This is a genomic window from Bradyrhizobium betae (assembly GCF_004123905.1).
GTDB classification, from domain to species: Bacteria; Pseudomonadota; Alphaproteobacteria; order Rhizobiales; family Xanthobacteraceae; genus Bradyrhizobium; species Bradyrhizobium betae_A.
The window spans coordinates 1-16,705 of sequence record NZ_MZXW01000041.1 but is presented as its reverse complement, the minus strand read 5'-3'; the positions used below and the strand labels follow the sequence as shown (position 1 = coordinate 16,705).

Genomic DNA, 16,705 nt, shown 5'->3' with positions numbered 1-16,705 from the left:
TCGAATGCAAAAGCTTTTCAGGTGGGCCAGCAAATGGTGGCCGGGGTTGATCCCCCTGGCCGTCATGTGGGGATTTGCGGCCTGGAATAACACCTTGCCGGTCGAGGCCGACCTGTCGGCGCGCAGCTCGGCGGCCCTCAAGGACACCGTCCTGGACAAGACCCGGATCGCCGTGGACGGCCGCGACGTCAGCCTGGCCGCGGACGCCTTCTCCGAGGAAGGCCGCCGCGATGCGGTCGTGACGGTCGAGCTCGTCCCCGGCGTGCGCCTGGTCGACGACCGGACCCGGCTGGTTCCCGAGGCAAAGCCCTTCGTCTGGAATGCCGAGCGCGACGTGGTCCGGGTGACGCTGTCTGGCTCCGCGCCCCTGCCTTCCATGAAGACCCGCCTGACCGAGGCGGCTCGCAAGGAGGTCGGCGGCGTCGAGGTGGCCGATCAGATGGGGCTGGCGCGTGGCGCGCCGCCGCGCTTCGAGGCGGCCGCGATGCTGCTGCTCGACCAGATCGGCAAGCTCAAGGACGGCAAGATTACGATCACAGATACCCAGGTCAATCTGTCGGGCATGGCGCGCGACCTCGGCGGCCGGGAGGCGATTGCGGCCGCGCTGAAGAATTTGCCTGAGGGCTTCTCGATCGCCGCCAACGAGGTCAAGGCGCCGCCCTACATCTTCCAGGCCTACAAGGATCCGGTTGCCGCGACGGTGACGCTGACCGGCTATGTCCCCGACAACAATGTCCATGCGGCGATTGCCACCAGCGCGTCGCGAAAATTCTTCACCGAGAAGGTCGTGGACAATCTCAAGGCCAGCATCGGCGCGCCGGCCTCCTTCAACACGGCCGTGGTGGCAGCGCTCGGGGCGCTGTCGCGGCTGTCGACCGGTACGCTGGTGGTGTCCGATCGCGAGGTGAAGCTGTCGGGCGATGCGCTTTATGAGGGGGCCGCCAACGACATCCGCGCAGGCCTCGGCAAGGATTTCCCGAAAAACTGGCAGTACAAGTCGGAGATCACGGTGAAGCCCGCGGCAGGCCCGGTTGACGGCACGGTCTGCCAGCAATTGTTCTCTGAGCTCCTGACCAAGGGCAAGATCCGCTTCGCCGCCAAGCGCGCCGACATCGATCCGGACTCCGCAGGCATTCTCGATCATCTGATCGAGACCGCGCTGCGCTGCCCTACCACCGATATCGAGGTCGCAGGCCACACCGATGCCGACGGCGAGGACTCCTTCAACCAGGCTCTGTCGGAGAAGCGCGCGCAGGCGGTGATCGACTATCTGGTCAAGGCCGGGCTGCCCGCCAGCCGCTTCACCGCGGTCGGCTATGGTGCCACGCAGCCCGTTGCCGGCAACGACACCGACGACGGCAAGGCGCAAAACCGCCGCATCGAATTTCTGGTGAGGTGACGATGCCCTATCTTGTCTCGTTCCATCTGGGCTGGTTGATTGGCTCGCTGCTGCTGGGCTTTTGCATGGGCTGGATTTCTGTGGTCCAGCGCGGCAATGGCACCTCGAAGGTGACCGCGCGCTGGCTCGCCGTACTTGCCGCCGCGCTGGTCGCAGCCTCCTTCGCGCATGTGGTGCCCGGCCGCTTCGGCTATTGGCTTGATCTCGGGCTCGTCATGTTCGCCTGCTACCTCGTGGGCTGTACCATCGGCGCCTGGCTGCGCGACAGGGTGGTCTCGCGGAGCCAGCCTGCGGCCTGAGTCTGCAGATTCGCTGGGGACGAGCCTCTATCCAACATTGCGACAACGGCCTGATCGGCAAGCTAATTGCGGAGTGATCGGAAATCGCTTGATATTAATACGTACGTACGTATTATTTCACTCATGGCCAAGCCCTCGCTCAAAGACGTCATCCTCGACGCCGGTCTCAAGGTCATGTTCCGGACCGGCTATCACGGCACCAGCGTGCGCGACGTCACCGCTGCAGCGGGCGCGCCGCAGGGGTCCTTCACTAACCATTTCCGCTCCAAAGAGGCCTTCGCCTCCGAGGTGCTTGATCGCTATTTCGACGTCACCCGCGGCCTCGTCGCCGAGGCGCTCGACGATACCTCGCTGACGCCCCGCGCACGGCTCAGGCGCTATCTCGACATCATCACTGGTCGGCTTGAGGCCGACGGCTATGGCCGCGGCTGTCTCATTGGCGATCTCAGCCTGGAGGCATCAGGCAGCAGCGAGCTGCTGCGCGCGCGCCTCGCAGCGATCTTTGCCGAATGGCGCATGCCGTTCGCCACCTGCATCAGGGATGCCCAGACCAGCGGCGAGATCGCATCCGATTTCGAGCCCGAGGAACTTGCCGACTTCCTGCTCGCCTCCTGGCAGGGCGCGATCCTGCGCATGAAGGTCGACCGCAATTCCAAAGCGCTCGAGCGCTTCAAGACCATCGCATTCCAAACCGTGTTCAGGGAGCAGACATGACCAAGCCGATCGAAATCCAGATTCGCAAAGCGTCCGTCCTGGGAAGCAGCATGGCCTATCGCGAGACCGGCGCGGAAGGCGCGCCGGTCGCGCTCTTCCTGCACGGCAATCCCACCTCGTCGCACATCTGGCGCAACATCTTGCCGCTGGTGTCGCCGGTCGCGCATTGCATCGCGACCGATAACATTGGCTTCGGCCTATCCGACAAGCCGGACATCCCCTACCGCTTCTTCGACCATGTCCGCTATATCGACGCCTTCATCGAACAACGCGGCATCACGTCGGCCTATCTCGTCGCGCAGGATTGGGGCACGGCGCTCGCATTTCATCTCGCCGCGCGCCGGCCGGATCTCGTGCGCGGCCTTGCCTTCATGGAGTTCATCCGCCCGATGCCGACCTGGCAGGATTTCCACTACACCGAGGTTGCCGAAGAGCAGGATCATGCCGAGGCGGCGCGCGCGGCCTTCCGCAAGTTCAGGACGCCGGGCGAGGGCGAAGCCATAATCCTCGAGGCGAATGCCTTCGTCGAGCGCGTGCTGCCCGGTGGCATTGTGCGCAAGCTCAGCGATGACGAGATGGCGCCCTATCGCGCGCCGTTCCCGACCCAGGAGAGCCGCCGCCCCGTTCTTGCGCTTCCGCGCGAACTGCCGATTGCAGGCGAGCCCGCTGATGTCTACGACGCGCTCAAGTCGGCGCATGCTGCGCTGGCCGCGTCGTCCTATCCAAAGCTCTTGTTCACCGGCGAGCCTGGAGCTCTGGTGGCGCCGGAATTTGCCGAGCGGTTTGCAGGCTCCCTGAAGCACTGCGCGCTGGTCCGTCTCGGCGCCGGGCTGCATTTCCTCCAGGAGGATCACCCCGAGGCGATCGGGCGCTCCGTCGCCGGGTGGATCGCCGGTATCGAGGCGGTGCGCCCGCAGCTTGCGGCCTGAGCAGTCGCTATCCCAACAAGATGCGCCTCGCGGCCGCCGCGATGGGCGGCTGCGATGATTTCTGTGATGTCGCAGTGCAACCCGATGGGCGGGCGCGAGCCGCCGGCCACGCAATCGTGCGCGCACAGCGGCCGCGGCGCGGTGCGCCCCCTCTATCAACAGGGGGATTCGCCCCATAGATTGATTTCGGCTTAAGGCGTGACGGAACATTGTGCGGCTGAAATCATCAAAACTTCATGCCGCCTGCGCAGGATTGCCATGGAGATTCGCGTCAGTCCTGCCGCTGAAAGCGCCAAACCGTGCATCAGGAGCCCGCAACCTGCCTAAAACATTGAAGGCACGAGTATTTGTTCGAATTGCCGAATTCCACTCCGCCCCAAAACGCGCTAGTGGAAGGGCGGGGGGCATGCGCGATGCCGGAGCCGACGGCAAAGGTTCGTTGAGTGCCAGTGTGTCGTCCGCCTGTTCGCCGGCCACCCCGGCCGTTGAAGCGTTGTTCGAGGTCTAGATGCTGGAAGCCATACGCAGGGCGATGACGATTCTGCGCCAGAAGCAAATCCTGCATAAGCTTGGAGTTGTGATCAGCGTCGCGGTCATCGGTATCGCGTGCTATGTGCTTTACCACATGCTGCGCGGCATCGACACCAACGAGGTGATCGAGGCGATCAAGAGCACCGAGCCGCGCCAGATTGCGATGGCGGCGCTGTTCGTTGCCGCGGGCTATTTCACGCTGACGTTCTACGATTTGTTCGCCGTGCGCGCGATCGGTCATTCCCATGTGCCCTACCGCGTCAATGCACTCGCGGCCTTCACCAGCTATTCGATCGGTCACAATGTCGGTGCCAGTGTCTTCACCGGCGGCGCGGTGCGCTACCGCATCTACTCGGCCTATGGGCTGAACGCGATCGACGTCGCAAAGATCTGCTTCCTTGCCGGCCTGACCTTCTGGCTCGGCAATGCCGCCGTGCTCGGTCTCGGCATCTCCTATCATCCGGAGGCGGCGGCCTCGATCGACATGCTTCCGGCCTGGCTGAACCGCACGATGGCGCTGATGATCATCGTGGCGCTGGTCGGTTATGTGGTCTGGGTCTGGACCCAGCCCCGGGTGGTCGGCCGTGGTCCCTGGACCGTGGTGCTGCCGGGCGGTCCGCTGACGCTGCTCCAGATCGCGATCGGCATCGTCGATCTCGGCTTCTGCGCGCTTGCGATGTACGTGCTGGTCCCGGACGAGCCCAATCTCGGCTTCGTCGTGGTCGCGGTGATCTTCGTCTCGGCCACCCTGCTCGGCTTTGCCAGCCACTCGCCCGGAGGCCTCGGGGTGTTCGACGCCGCCATGCTGGTCGGGCTCTGGCAGATGGACCGGGAGGAGTTGCTCGGCGGTATGCTGCTGTTCCGCGTCCTCTATTATCTGTCCCCTTTCGTCATATCTGTAATCTTGCTGACGTTTCGCGAAGTTATCATCGGCACTCGATCGAAGCGTTTGCAGCAGGCGGCACTCAAGCTCGACCCCGGCGGCCCGGCGCCTGAAGCCGCCTATGTGAGAGAGCGCAGCGACAGCGGCGCCTGACCGGCACCTGGTCGCTGAAACGAGCCCCCTAGGAGAAGCCCGCCCCGATGGCGATCGACGCCCCATCGTCTCCCACCGCCCAGCCCTGGTCCGACCGGCTGCGGCACTCGACGATCATCCTGATCGCCGCGGCGCTGGCGTTGTCGGTCGTGGTCTCGCTCGGCGAATTGTCGGCGCTGCACGCCATTGCCGTGTTGCTCTGCATCGCCGTTGCGGCCCTGATCCCGTGGCGGCTGCACGATACCGCCGCCTCGCGCGACGACACCCGCCGCATCAATCCGGTCGAGAGCGCCGCAGTGGCTGCGGTCGTCGCCGGCATGCCGGATCCGGCGGTGCTGCTCGACCGCGCCGGCCGCGTCATCCATCTCAATGCGGCCGCCGCGCAGCTCGCGCCGGCGCTGCGCCGGAACGAGCTTGCCCAGTTCGCGCTGCGCTCGCCGGAGATCATCACGGCGCTGCGCGAGTCGATCGCGACCACGGAACCGCGGCGCGCGACTTATCTCGACCATGTCCCGGTCGATCGCTGGATGGAGCTGATCATCACGCCGGTGCCGGTGCCGACCAGCTTCGGCGGCGCCGACAAATGCATGCTGATGACCTTCCACGACCAGACGCCACTGCGCCGGGTCGAGGAGATGCGCGCCGACTTCGTCGCCAATGCCAGCCACGAGCTGCGCACCCCGCTGGCCGCGCTGTCGGGCTTCATCGACACGCTCCAGGGCCAGGCCAGGGACGATCCCAAGGCGCGCGAGCGCTTCCTCGGCATCATGCACAACCAGGCCACCCGCATGGCGCGCCTGATCGACGATCTGCTGTCGCTGTCGCGGGTCGAACTGTCGGCCCATGTGCGGCCCGATACCCTGGTGGACCTGCTGCCGATCATCCGCCAGGTCGCAGACGGGCTCGAGCCGCTGGCGCGCGAGCGCCAGGTCGAGGTCGAGATCCATCTGCCTGATACGCCGGTGATGATTGCGGGCGACCGCGAGGAGCTGCTCCGCCTGTTCGAGAACCTGATCGAGAACGCGCTCAAATACGGCGCCTCGGGCGGACGCGTCATCGTGTCGCTCACATCGGGCGCGGCCACTGATGGAACTCAGGAAATCCGGGTCCTGGTCCGCGATTTCGGCCCCGGCATCGCGCCGGAACATCTGCCGCGACTGACCGAGCGGTTCTACCGGGTCGACGTCGGCGACAGCCGCTCGCAGGGCGGCACCGGGCTCGGATTATCGCTGGTGAAACATATTCTTAACCGCCATCGCGGCCGGCTTGTGATCGAAAGCGTGCCCAAGCAGGGTGCCACTTTCACCGCCTGTTTTCCCCAGGCCAAGGCACCGGCGCAAACATGAAACTCTAGCGATTTCAATCGCTTGAGAGTGTCATCCAGCTGTCACGAAACCTTCGTAAAAGCACAGCCGACCGCTCCTAAAGGGGCGGCACGGGGAGCGCGATCGGGCGCTGATGGCGCTTCGCTCCCCTGTATGGAGACCAGCATGAATTTCCTCAAAACGATCGTCGCTGCTGGCTTGGTCGCCGCATCGACGACGGTGGCCTTTGCTGCCGACATCACGGGCGCCGGTGCGACCTTCCCGTTCCCGATCTATTCCAAGTGGGCTGACGCCTACAAGAAGGAGACCGGCAACGGTCTGAACTACCAGTCGATCGGCTCCGGCGGCGGCATCAAGCAGATCCAGGCCAAGACCGTGACCTTCGGCGCCAGCGACGCGCCGCTCAAGGCCGAGCAGCTCGAGAAGGACGGCCTCGTCCAGTGGCCGATGGTGATGGGCGCCATCGTTCCCGTCGTCAACATCGAGGGCGTGAAGCCCGGTGAGATGGTGTTCGACGGCGAGACCCTCGCCAGCATCTATCTCGGCAAGATCACCAAGTGGGACGACGCCGCGATCAAGAAGCTCAATCCGAACGTGAAGCTGCCGTCGGACGCGATCACCGTGGTCCGCCGCTCGGACGGTTCGGGCACCACCTTCAACTTCACCAACTACCTCGCCAAGGCCAGCGCGGACTGGAAGAGCAAGGTCGGTGAGGGCACCGCGGTCGAGTGGCCGGTCGGCGTCGGCGCCAAGGGCAACGAAGGCGTGTCGGGCAACATCAGCCAGACCAAGAACTCGATCGGCTACGTCGAGTACGCCTATGCCAAGCAGAACAAGCTGACCTACACCGGCCTCGTCAACAAGGCCGGCAAGACGGTGCAGCCGACCGTCGAGGCCTTCCAGGCGGCCGCTTCCAACGCTGATTGGGCCAAGGCTCCCGGCTACTACGTCATCCTGACCGACCAGCCCGGCGAGAAGTCCTGGCCGATCACTGCGGCGACCTTCATCCTCATGCACAAGGACGCCACCGACAAGGCGGCCTCGCAGGAAGCCATCAAGTTCTTCCGCTGGGCCTTCAAGAACGGCGGCAAGGCGGCTGAAGAGCTCGACTACATCCCGATGCCCGCGGGCGTCGTGACCCTGATCGAGAAGACCTGGGCTGCCGAGATCAAGAGCTAGGGCGCTCTTGTCCCGGACGGCCAGTGCCGGGACCCACGAAACTTCCGCTCCGGATCGGCCTCCCGCCGCATCCGGAGCGCAAGACCGACAAGAAGACCGCAACAAGCGTATATAAAACGGGCACAGGGGATCGGCGTGGCTGAGATGGCTGTCGAGAGCAATATAATTGAGGCCGCCGGACCGTATGATCGCGCCAAGGCGTTGAGCGCGTTCAAGCTCGGTGACGTCACCTTCTACTGGATCACGCGGCTCTCCGCGATCTCGGTGCTGCTGATCCTCGGCGGCATCATCGTGTCGTTGATCGTCGGTGCCTACCCGGCGATGAAGGAATTCGGCTTCGCCTTCCTGTGGACGCAGCGCTGGGCGCCGTCGGCAGATCCTCCCGTGCTCGGTGCGCTCGGCCCGATGTACGGCACGCTCGTGACCTCCTTCATCGCGATGCTGATCGCCATTCCGGTCGGTCTCGGCATTGCGATCTTCCTCACCGAGCTCTGCCCGCAATGGCTGCGCCGCCCGATCGGCATGGCGATCGAGCTGCTCGCCGGCATCCCCTCGATCATCTACGGCATGTGGGGCTTCTTCGTGCTGGGTCCGTTCCTGGCCAACACGTTCCAGCCCTTCATGATCAAGACCTTCGACGGCGTCCCCGTTCTCGGCGCGATCTTCGCAGGTCCCCCGTCCTATCTCAGCCTGTTCAATGCGGCGCTGATCCTCTCGATCATGGTGCTGCCCTTCATCACCTCGATCTCGGTCGACGTGTTCAAGACGGTGCCGCCGGTGCTGAAAGAAGCCGCCTACGGCGTCGGCTGCACCACCTGGGAAGTCGTCCGCAGCGTGGTGATCCCCTACACCCGCGTCGGCATCATCGGCGGCGTCATGCTGGCGCTGGGCCGCGCACTCGGCGAGACCATGGCGGTGACCTTCATCATCGGCAACTCGTTCCGCATCTCCTCATCGATCTTCGCGCCGGGCACCACGATCTCGGCGGCGATCGCGTCCGAGTTCGCCGAGAGCGACGGCCTGCACCAGTCCGGCCTGATCCTGCTCGGCCTCCTGCTGTTCGTGCTGACGTTCTTCGTGCTGGCCGCCGCGCGGCTGATGCTGATGCGGCTGGACCAGAAGGCGGGGAAGTAAGGTCATGGCCCTCAATCCGATCTATTCGCGCCGTCGCCGCAAGGACATCGTCATCCGCGGGCTCTGCTTCGCAGCGGCCGCCTTCGGCGTCACCTGGCTTGCGCTGATCCTGGTCACGCTGCTCTTCAACGGTCTGGCCGGCCTCAATCTCGAGCTCTTCGTCGCGGATACGCCGCCTCCGGGCTCGACCGAAGGCGGCCTGCGCAACGCCATCGTCGGTTCGATCATCATGACCGTGATCGGCGTCGGCATCGGCGCACCGCTCGGCCTGTTCGCCGGCACCTACCTCGCCGAATACGGCCGCAACGACAAGCTGACCTCGGTGATCCGCTTCATCAACGACATCCTGCTGTCGGCGCCCTCGATCATCATCGGCCTGTTCATCTACGGCGCGGTGGTGGTGCCGATGCGCGGCTTCTCCGCGATCGCTGGCGCGCTCGCGCTCGCCGTCATCGTGATCCCGGTGGTGCTGCGCACGACCGAGGACATGCTGCTGCTGGTGCCGAATCCCTTGCGTGAGGCGGCTTCCGCGCTCGGCCTGCCGCGCTCGCTGGTGATCAAGCGCATCGCGTATCGTGCGGCCCGGTCGGGTCTCATCACCGGCGTGCTGCTCGCCACCGCCCGCGTCGCCGGCGAAACCGCGCCGCTGCTCTTCACCGCGCTGTCGAACCAGTTCTTCAGCCTCGGCCTGAACAAGACGATGGCGAACCTGCCTGTGACCATCAACAACTTCGTTCAGAGCCCCTACGCCTATTGGAAGCAGCTCGCCTGGAGCGGCGCGCTGCTCATCACCCTGACCGTGCTTGCCCTGAACATTGGCGCGCGCATTCTTGGCGCCGAGAGGACCGCAAAATGAGTGATCTTTCCGTATCGATGAGCGCGTCCGGCGGTCTGCCCCAGGCGCCAGTGCTGCCCGAGGCTCCCGCCAAGGTGACGGTGCGCAACCTCAACTTCCATTACGGCGAGCACCATGCGCTGAAGAACATCAACCTGACGCTCGGCGCCAACCGCGTCACCGCGTTCATCGGCCCGTCGGGCTGCGGCAAGTCGACCCTGCTGCGCATCTTCAACCGGATGTACGACCTCTATCCCGGCCAGCGCGCCACCGGTCAGCTCATGCTCGACCAGACCAACATCCTCGACCCCAAGCTGGACCTCAATCTGCTGCGCGCTCGCGTCGGCATGGTGTTCCAGAAGCCGACGCCGTTCCCGATGACGATCTACGAGAACATCGCCTTCGGCATCCGTCTCTACGAGAAGATCTCGAAATCCGAGATGGACGGCCGCGTCGAGAAGGCGCTGCGCGGCGGTGCGCTCTGGAACGAGGTCAAGGACAAGCTCAACGCCTCCGGCCTGTCGCTGTCCGGTGGCCAGCAGCAGCGTCTCTGCATCGCCCGCACGGTTGCGGTGCGGCCTGAAGTGATCCTGTTCGACGAGCCTTGCTCGGCGCTCGATCCGATCTCGACCGCCAAGGTCGAGGAGTTGATCCAGGAGCTGTCCGAGGACTACACGATCGCGATCGTCACCCACAACATGCAGCAGGCGGCCCGCGTCTCCGACAAGACCGCCTTCATGTATCTCGGCGAGCTGATCGAGTTCGACGACACCAGCAAGATCTTCACGTCGCCGACCGACCGGCGCACGCAGGATTACATCACCGGCCGGTTCGGCTGAGGAGACGGGACATGGGTTCTGAACATACCGCAAAGGCCTTCGATACCGACCTCCAGGAGCTCACCCGCCTGGTCGCCGAGATGGGCGGCATCGCCGAGCGCATGATCGTCGATTCCGTCGACGCGCTGATCCGCCGCGACGTCGCGCTCGGCCAGCGCGTCGTCACCATCGACGCGGAGCTCGACGCGCTCCAGAAGAAGATCGAGGAGCGCGCCGTCCTCACCATCGCCCGCCGCCAGCCGATGGCGGTCGATTTGCGCGAGATCGTCGGCGCCATGCGCGTCGCGACCGATCTCGAGCGCATCGGCGACCTCGCCAAGAACATGGGCAAGCGCGTCGCGGCGCTGGAGACGGATTTCCATCCGCTGAAACTGTTCCGCGGCCTCGAGCACATGACCGACCTCGTGCAGCAGCAGGTCAAGTCGGTGCTGGACGCCTATGCCGCGCACGATCTGCCGGCGGCGATGGCGGTGTGGAAGGGCGACGAGGAAGTCGACGCCATCTGCACCTCGCTGTTCCGCGAGCTCCTCACCTACATGATGGAGGATCCGCGCAACATCTCGTTCTGTATCCACCTCATGTTCTGCGCCAAAAATATCGAGCGGATCGGCGACCACGCCACCAACATCGCCGAGACCGTGTTCTACATGATCGAGGGCCAGGCGATCACCGACAAGCGGCCGAAGGGCGACATGACGAATTTCGCCACGACGGCCCCGAATACCTGAATCCTTTAAGGAGCGACGACCCGATGGGCGCACGCATTATGGTGGTTGAGGACGAGGAAGCTCTCACCGAGCTGCTTCGCTACAACCTCGAAGGCGACGGTTATGACGTCGAGACGGTGATGCGCGGCGACGATGCCGACACCCGCCTCAAGGAGCACATCCCCGATCTGATCGTGCTCGACTGGATGCTGCCGGGTCTTTCCGGCATCGAGCTGTGCCGGCGGCTTCGCACCCGGCCCGAGACCAAGCAGCTGCCGATCATCATGCTCACCGCCCGCGGCGAGGAGAGCGAGCGGGTGCGGGGTCTTGCGACCGGTGCCGACGATTACATCGTCAAGCCGTTCTCGGTGCCGGAGCTGCTGGCGCGCGTGAAGGGGCTGCTGCGGCGCGCGAGCCCCGAGCGGCTCGCCACGGTGCTCGCCTATGGCGATATCGAGCTCGACCGCGACAAGCGCCGCGTGGCGCGTTCGGGCCGGCCGATCGATCTCGGCCCGACCGAATACCGCCTGCTCGAGTTCTTCCTGGAGCATCCCGGCCGCGTGTTCTCGCGCGAGCAGTTGCTCGACAGCGTCTGGGGCCGCGACATCTATATCGACGAACGCACCGTCGACGTCCATATCGGCCGCCTGCGCAAGCTGCTCAATCTTGGCCGTGAGCAGGACCCGATCCGCACCGTTCGCGGCGCGGGTTATGCGCTCGATGATCGCTTTGCGAAGGCTGAGCAGGCGTAAGGCCGCTGCAGACAGACAGGATAAAAAAAGCGCGCCATATGGCGCGCTTTTTCTTTTCTCTCGATCGTCCCGGCCCCCGTGCGCAATTGCGCACCAGGCCGGGACGGTGTCGTCTGGATCTGTGCTCAGCGCGGACCCGGCTTAGCCGGTGCACGCCGCCGATCCGCTGCCGGCTGATAGGCGACACGCGAGTGCTGGGCGCAGTAGGGCAGGCCCGAGAGCGCCTTGCCGCCGCAGAAGAAGAAATCCGGGCTCGAGGGATCGCCGACCGGCCAATGGCAGGTCGCCTCGTTCAATTCCAGCAGCGACAGCCGCTGGCTCATCGGCACCACGTTGTCGTAGGTGACCGGTTCGGCCTCGACCTCGACCTCGAAGGCCTGCGCCAGCGCGGTGTTGCCGCGCGCGATCGGCCGGCTCACCCGCATCATGTGCTGGGCGGGACGCGCCTTGCGCGGCCGCGGAGCTGCCGATGAGGGGCTCTTGGCGCGGCCGGACAGGCCGAGCCTGTGCACCTTGCCGATCACGGCATTGCGGGTCACGTTGCCGAGCTCAGCTGCGATCTGGCTGGCCGACAATCCGGCCTCCCAGAGCTTTTTCAGCTGCTCGACGCGATCATCCGACCAGGTCAAAACGGTCATTGCACCCTTTCCCTCGCCGCGCTGCTGCCATCCTGGCGCCTTGCGGCGAATGCCTAAGCTTCGAAAAACCCGTGCCGCCGGAATCCCTTAAGGCTCGCCGGGCGCAACTGAACGCCCGAACGTTTACGCCGGTACATGAGGACTCTTGGGATCAGAAACACTGCACGAGATGTCGTATCTGACAAGTCAAACGCTACAATATGGCGTGACTCACGCGCAAGAGTCCGCCGACTCGCTTCCACATGTTCCGTGGCAAAAACCCGCAAATTCGGCACCGCAAGACTACGGATTCAGCGTTTCGCGAGGCTTTCGGGCGGCATTGACACCCGTTTCACCAGGCCTAAGATGGTGTCACGTGCCGCCCTTAAAAGGCGGCACGTTTCGTTTTCCGGGCCGGTTGATGGTGCGTTGCGCAATGCACGCTCACGCCGTCCGCAACATCAAGTGACCGTCATGACTAACAGCGCAGCGCCGCATTTGCTCCCCGTTTTCGCCAGGTCCGACCTCGGTTTCGAGCGCGGCGAGGGCTGCTGGCTGATCGCGACCAATGGCGATCGCTATCTCGATTTCACCTCCGGCGTTGCGGTGAATGCGCTCGGCCACGCCCATCCCGCGCTGGTCAAGGCGTTGCAGGAGCAGGCGACAAAACTCTGGCACATGTCGAACCTGTTCCAGAGCCCGGACGGCGAGAAGCTCGCCGCGCGCCTCTGCAATGAGAGCTTTGCGGACTTCGTGTTCTTCTGCAATTCCGGCGCCGAAGCGCTGGAGGGTGTGATCAAGCTGGTCCGCCATCACCACTTCTCCAAGGGGCATCCGGAGCGATATCGCATCATCACCTTCGAAGGCGCCTTCCACGGCCGCACGCTGGCGACGCTGGCTGCGACGGGATCTGCAAAATATCTCGAAGGTTTTGGTCCGCCGATGGACGGTTTCGACCAGATCCCGCATGGCGACATCGAGGCCGTGAAGAAGGCGATCGGTCCGCAGACCGCCGGCATCCTGATCGAGCCGATCCAGGGCGAGGGCGGCGTGCGGTCGGCGACGCCTGCGTTCCTGAGGGCGTTGCGCCAGCTCTGCGACGAGAAGGGCCTGCTGCTCGCGTTCGACGAGGTGCAGACCGGCATGGGCCGCACCGGCGATCTGTTCGCGCATCGCCGCACCGGCGTCACACCTGACGTGATGTCGCTGGCCAAGGCGCTCGGCGGCGGCTTCCCGATCGGCGCGGTGCTGGCGACCGCGGATGCTGCAGCTGGCATGGGGCCCGGCTCGCACGGCTCCACTTTCGGCGGCAATCCGCTCGCGATCGCGGCCGCGACCGCCGTGCTCGACGTCATGCTCAAGCCCGGCTTCTTCGATCATGTGCAGAAGATGTCGCTGCTGCTCAAGCAGAAGCTCGCCTCCGTGATCGACCGTCATTCCGATGTCGTCAGCGAAGTGCGCGGCGAGGGGCTTCTGATCGGCATCAAGGCCGTGGTGCCATCAGGCGATCTCGTCGCGGCGCTGCGTCACGAAAAACTGCTCACGGTCGGCGCCGGCGACAATGTCGTGCGTTTCCTGCCGCCCTTGATCGTCACCGAAGCCGAGATCGAGGACAGCGTCGCGCGGTTGGAGCGCGCCTGCACCGCAATCTCGTCCAGTCAGACCAAGCGGGCGGCAAGCTGATGAGCAAGTCGCCAAAGCACTTTCTCGACATCAACGAGCTCCCGCTGTCGGAGCTCAAGAGCATGCTCGACGCCTCCTCAGCCATGAAGGCGAAGCAGAAGGCGCATCAACCGGTCAGGCCGCTCGAAGGCAAGACGCTGGCGATGATTTTCGAACGTCCCTCGACCCGCACACGCGTGTCGTTCGACGTCGCCATGCGCCAGCTCGGCGGCGAGCCGATCATGCTCACCGGCGCCGAGATGCAGCTCGGCCGCGGCGAGACCATCGCCGACACCGCGCGCGTGCTGTCGCGCTATGTCGATGCCATCATGATCCGCATCCTCAACCACGATGCACTGCTCGAGCTTGCGGCCAACGCCACCGTGCCCGTCATCAACGGCCTGACGCGGCGCTCGCATCCCTGCCAGGTGATGGCCGACCTCATGACCTATCAGGAGCATCGCGGCCCGATCGAGGGCCGGACGGTGGCCTGGACCGGCGACGACAACAACGTGCTGGCGTCATGGGCGCACGCGGCCGAGCGATTCAAGTTTCAGCTCAACGTCGCGACCCCGCCGGAGCTTGCGCCGAAGAAGGTGATGCGCGACTTCATCAAGGCCACCGGCGCGCCGATCATGATCGGCACCGATCCCGAGGCCGCCGTGAAGGGCGCCGATTGCGTCGTCACCGACACCTGGGTGTCGATGGGCGACAAGGAAGGCGAGCACCGTCACAACGTGCTCAAGCCCTATCAGGTCAATGCCAAGCTGATGTCATTGGCAAAACCCGACGCGCTGTTCATGCACTGCCTGCCTGCCCATCGCGGCGAGGAGGTCACCGACGAGGTGATCGACGGCCCGCAATCGGTCGTGTTCGACGAGGCCGAAAACCGCCTGCACGCGCAGAAGGGCATTTTGGCCTGGTGCTTTGACGCGGTGAAGTAGCGTGGCGCGTGTTGCTATCGCCCCACACGCCGCTGTCGTCCCGGACAAGCGTAAGCGCAGATCCGGGACCCATAGCCACAGGCCGTTGTTTGGCGAAGACTCGTGGTTACCAGCTCACGCCACACTTCTCCCTGTGGTGATGGGTCCCGGATCAGCGCTCGCTCCGCTCGCTTGTCCGGGACGACACCGAGTTTGAAGTTGCTTCGTACAATTCCACTTGCCTCCGGGAACACACCGCCCGCGCCTCTTCCATTTTCCACCCACCGACCCCAGATAAAGCGCCATGGTTTCCCAATCCCCTGACATGAAAACCGGGCCCGAAGGCCCGGTTCGCGCACCATCCGCGGTTCCGATCGACGACGCCGTGCTGCCCTATGAGGTCGACGCGCTCGACGTGCGCGGCCGCCTGGTGCGGCTCGGCCCTGCGCTCGACGAAATCCTGACCAAGCACGATTATCCCGCGCCCGTCGGCAAGCTGCTCGGCGAGGCCATCGTGCTGACGACGTTGCTCGGCTCGGCGCTGAAATTCGAAGGCCGCTTCATCCTCCAGGCCCAGACCGATGGTCCGGTGTCGTTCCTGGTGGTGGACTACCAGGCGCCGGATCGCCTGCGGGCCTATGCGCGCTTCGACGCCGCGCGCCTGGGCGATGCCCAAAAATCTGGCATGGACTCCGGCACGCTGCTCGGTAGCGGTCATCTCGCCATGACCATCGACCAGGGCCCCGACATGAGCCGCTACCAGGGGCTGGTGGCGCTCGACGGCGGCAGCCTGGAAGACGCCGCCCACGAATATTTCCTGCGCTCCGAGCAGATCCCGACCAAGGTGCGTCTCGCGGTCGGCGAGGAATGGCGCTCGAACGACGGCGGCAAGCATCGCTGGCGCGCTGGCGGCATGCTGATGCAGTTTCTGCCAAAGGCGCCGGAGCGCGCGCGGCAGGCCGATTTGCATCCCGGCGATGCGCCCGACGGCGTCGAGGTGCACGCTGTCACGGAGGACGACGCCTGGGTCGAGGCGCGCTCGCTGATCGAGACCGTCGAGGACGTCGAACTGATCGATCCAGAGCTCTCCGGCGAGCGGCTGCTCTATCGTCTGTTCCACGAGCGCGGCGTGCGCGTGTTCAATCCGCTGGTCCTGAAAGCCCAATGCTCCTGCTCGCGTGACGCGGTCGGTGCCATGCTGAAGAGTTTTTCGGCCGACGACCGTGCGGCGATGGTGAAGGACGACAAGGTCGTCGTGACCTGTGAGTTCTGCAGCTCGGTGTACCAGTTCACGCCGGATGAAGCGGGCGTGGAAGAGGCGTAACGCGCCAGCCTCCTCCGTCATTGCGAGCGCAGCGAAGCAATCCAGAGTCTTTCCGCTGAGGCAGTCTGGATTGCTTCGCTACGCTCGCAATGACGAGTTGATGCAATACGCGCCACTCTATCACCGTCACCCTGAGGCGCTCGCCTCTTCGGCGAGCCTCGAAGGGCGACGGCCCGGCCGCATCGGGGCCGTGCCTCCTTCGAGGCTCCCCGTCCGGTGCTTTGCACCGGACGCCTCGCACCTCAGGATGACGGGATTGGCAGTTTGGCTTGAATGGCCCGACGGGCAAAACACCAGCGGGGGTGTCAATCCACCCGCGCGAAAATATTCCACTTTACCGAAATTCGGAAATGGCGTATGTGTCGCCCATCCTCGCTCATCCTTGAGGGGCGATCGTACGTCGTCACGATATGCGAGCGGGGTTGCGGTGGACGCGGCAGCGTCGTGCGCGAGAGGTCAAGGGCAGGGCGGGTAGTCCCTGTGAGCCCGTGGCCGCGTGC

16 protein-coding genes are annotated in these 16,705 nt (G+C 64.8%); 15 read left to right on the top strand and 1 reads right to left on the bottom strand.

What is annotated here, in order from left to right:
- Positions 1-4 precede the first annotated feature (4 nt).
- The 12 genes from B5V03_RS29370 to phoB all read left to right on the top strand — a co-directional run bounded on the left by B5V03_RS29370 (position 5) and on the right by phoB (position 11,679).
- Positions 5-1,399, top strand: coding sequence for an OmpA family protein (locus B5V03_RS29370; protein WP_129273885.1), 1,395 nt, complete (start codon positions 5-7; stop codon positions 1,397-1,399).
- Positions 1,400-1,401: 2 nt separating this feature from the next.
- Entirely contained in the window at positions 1,402-1,698 is a 297-nt protein-coding gene (locus tag B5V03_RS29365) for a hypothetical protein (protein ID WP_063979886.1), read from the top strand.
- Between the two features lie 123 nt (positions 1,699-1,821).
- A complete protein-coding gene (locus B5V03_RS29360; RefSeq protein ID WP_164988366.1) occupies positions 1,822-2,412 on the top strand; it encodes a TetR/AcrR family transcriptional regulator in 591 nt (196 codons plus the stop codon).
- The gene (locus tag B5V03_RS29355) at positions 2,409-3,341 is read left to right on the top strand and encodes a haloalkane dehalogenase (RefSeq protein WP_129273882.1); all 933 of its coding nucleotides are present in this window, start codon (positions 2,409-2,411) and stop codon (positions 3,339-3,341) included. Before B5V03_RS29360 ends, B5V03_RS29355 begins: the two co-directional genes overlap by 4 nt.
- A 508-nt stretch (positions 3,342-3,849) precedes the next feature.
- Entirely contained in the window at positions 3,850-4,908 is a 1,059-nt protein-coding gene (locus B5V03_RS29350) for a lysylphosphatidylglycerol synthase domain-containing protein (RefSeq protein ID WP_129273881.1), read from the top strand.
- Between the two features lie 47 nt (positions 4,909-4,955).
- The gene (locus B5V03_RS29345) at positions 4,956-6,254 is read left to right on the top strand and encodes an ATP-binding protein (protein ID WP_129273880.1); all 1,299 of its coding nucleotides are present in this window, start codon (positions 4,956-4,958) and stop codon (positions 6,252-6,254) included.
- 144 nt (positions 6,255-6,398) lie between these two features.
- A complete protein-coding gene (pstS, locus tag B5V03_RS29340; protein WP_129273879.1) occupies positions 6,399-7,412 on the top strand; it encodes a phosphate ABC transporter substrate-binding protein PstS in 1,014 nt (337 codons plus the stop codon).
- Positions 7,413-7,556: 144 nt separating this feature from the next.
- The gene (gene pstC / locus B5V03_RS29335; protein WP_164988394.1) at positions 7,557-8,546 is read left to right on the top strand and encodes a phosphate ABC transporter permease subunit PstC; all 990 of its coding nucleotides are present in this window, start codon (positions 7,557-7,559) and stop codon (positions 8,544-8,546) included.
- Positions 8,547-8,550: 4 nt separating this feature from the next.
- The gene (pstA, locus tag B5V03_RS29330; RefSeq protein WP_129273877.1) at positions 8,551-9,402 is read left to right on the top strand and encodes a phosphate ABC transporter permease PstA; all 852 of its coding nucleotides are present in this window, start codon (positions 8,551-8,553) and stop codon (positions 9,400-9,402) included.
- Positions 9,399-10,220 (top strand): phosphate ABC transporter ATP-binding protein PstB, encoded by an 822-nt coding sequence (pstB, locus tag B5V03_RS29325; protein WP_129273876.1) that lies wholly within the window; start codon positions 9,399-9,401, stop codon positions 10,218-10,220. Before pstA ends, pstB begins: the two co-directional genes overlap by 4 nt.
- A gap of 11 nt (positions 10,221-10,231) precedes the next feature.
- Positions 10,232-10,948, top strand: coding sequence for a phosphate signaling complex protein PhoU (gene phoU, locus B5V03_RS29320; RefSeq protein WP_129273875.1), 717 nt, complete (start codon positions 10,232-10,234; stop codon positions 10,946-10,948).
- A 23-nt stretch (positions 10,949-10,971) separates the two neighbouring features.
- Positions 10,972-11,679 (top strand): phosphate regulon transcriptional regulator PhoB, encoded by a 708-nt coding sequence (gene phoB / locus B5V03_RS29315; RefSeq protein WP_014491300.1) that lies wholly within the window; start codon positions 10,972-10,974, stop codon positions 11,677-11,679.
- A 125-nt stretch (positions 11,680-11,804) separates the two neighbouring features.
- On the opposite strand, the gene B5V03_RS29310 is transcribed toward phoB, so the two are convergent.
- Positions 11,805-12,317, bottom strand: coding sequence for a GcrA family cell cycle regulator (locus B5V03_RS29310; RefSeq protein ID WP_015689154.1), 513 nt, complete (start codon positions 12,315-12,317; stop codon positions 11,805-11,807).
- A 453-nt stretch (positions 12,318-12,770) separates the two neighbouring features.
- On the opposite strand from B5V03_RS29310, the gene B5V03_RS29305 reads away from it, so the two are divergent.
- The 3 genes from B5V03_RS29305 (at position 12,771) to B5V03_RS29295 (ending at position 16,205) form a co-directional block, all read left to right on the top strand.
- The gene (locus B5V03_RS29305; RefSeq protein WP_164988365.1) at positions 12,771-13,979 is read left to right on the top strand and encodes an aspartate aminotransferase family protein; all 1,209 of its coding nucleotides are present in this window, start codon (positions 12,771-12,773) and stop codon (positions 13,977-13,979) included.
- The gene (gene argF, locus B5V03_RS29300; RefSeq protein ID WP_129273873.1) at positions 13,979-14,902 is read left to right on the top strand and encodes an ornithine carbamoyltransferase; all 924 of its coding nucleotides are present in this window, start codon (positions 13,979-13,981) and stop codon (positions 14,900-14,902) included. Before B5V03_RS29305 ends, argF begins: the two co-directional genes overlap by 1 nt.
- Before the next feature lie 283 nt (positions 14,903-15,185).
- Complete coding sequence (locus B5V03_RS29295) at positions 15,186-16,205, top strand: Hsp33 family molecular chaperone (RefSeq protein ID WP_129273872.1); 1,020 nt, start codon at positions 15,186-15,188, stop codon at positions 16,203-16,205.
- The last annotated feature ends 500 nt before the right edge of the window (positions 16,206-16,705 follow it).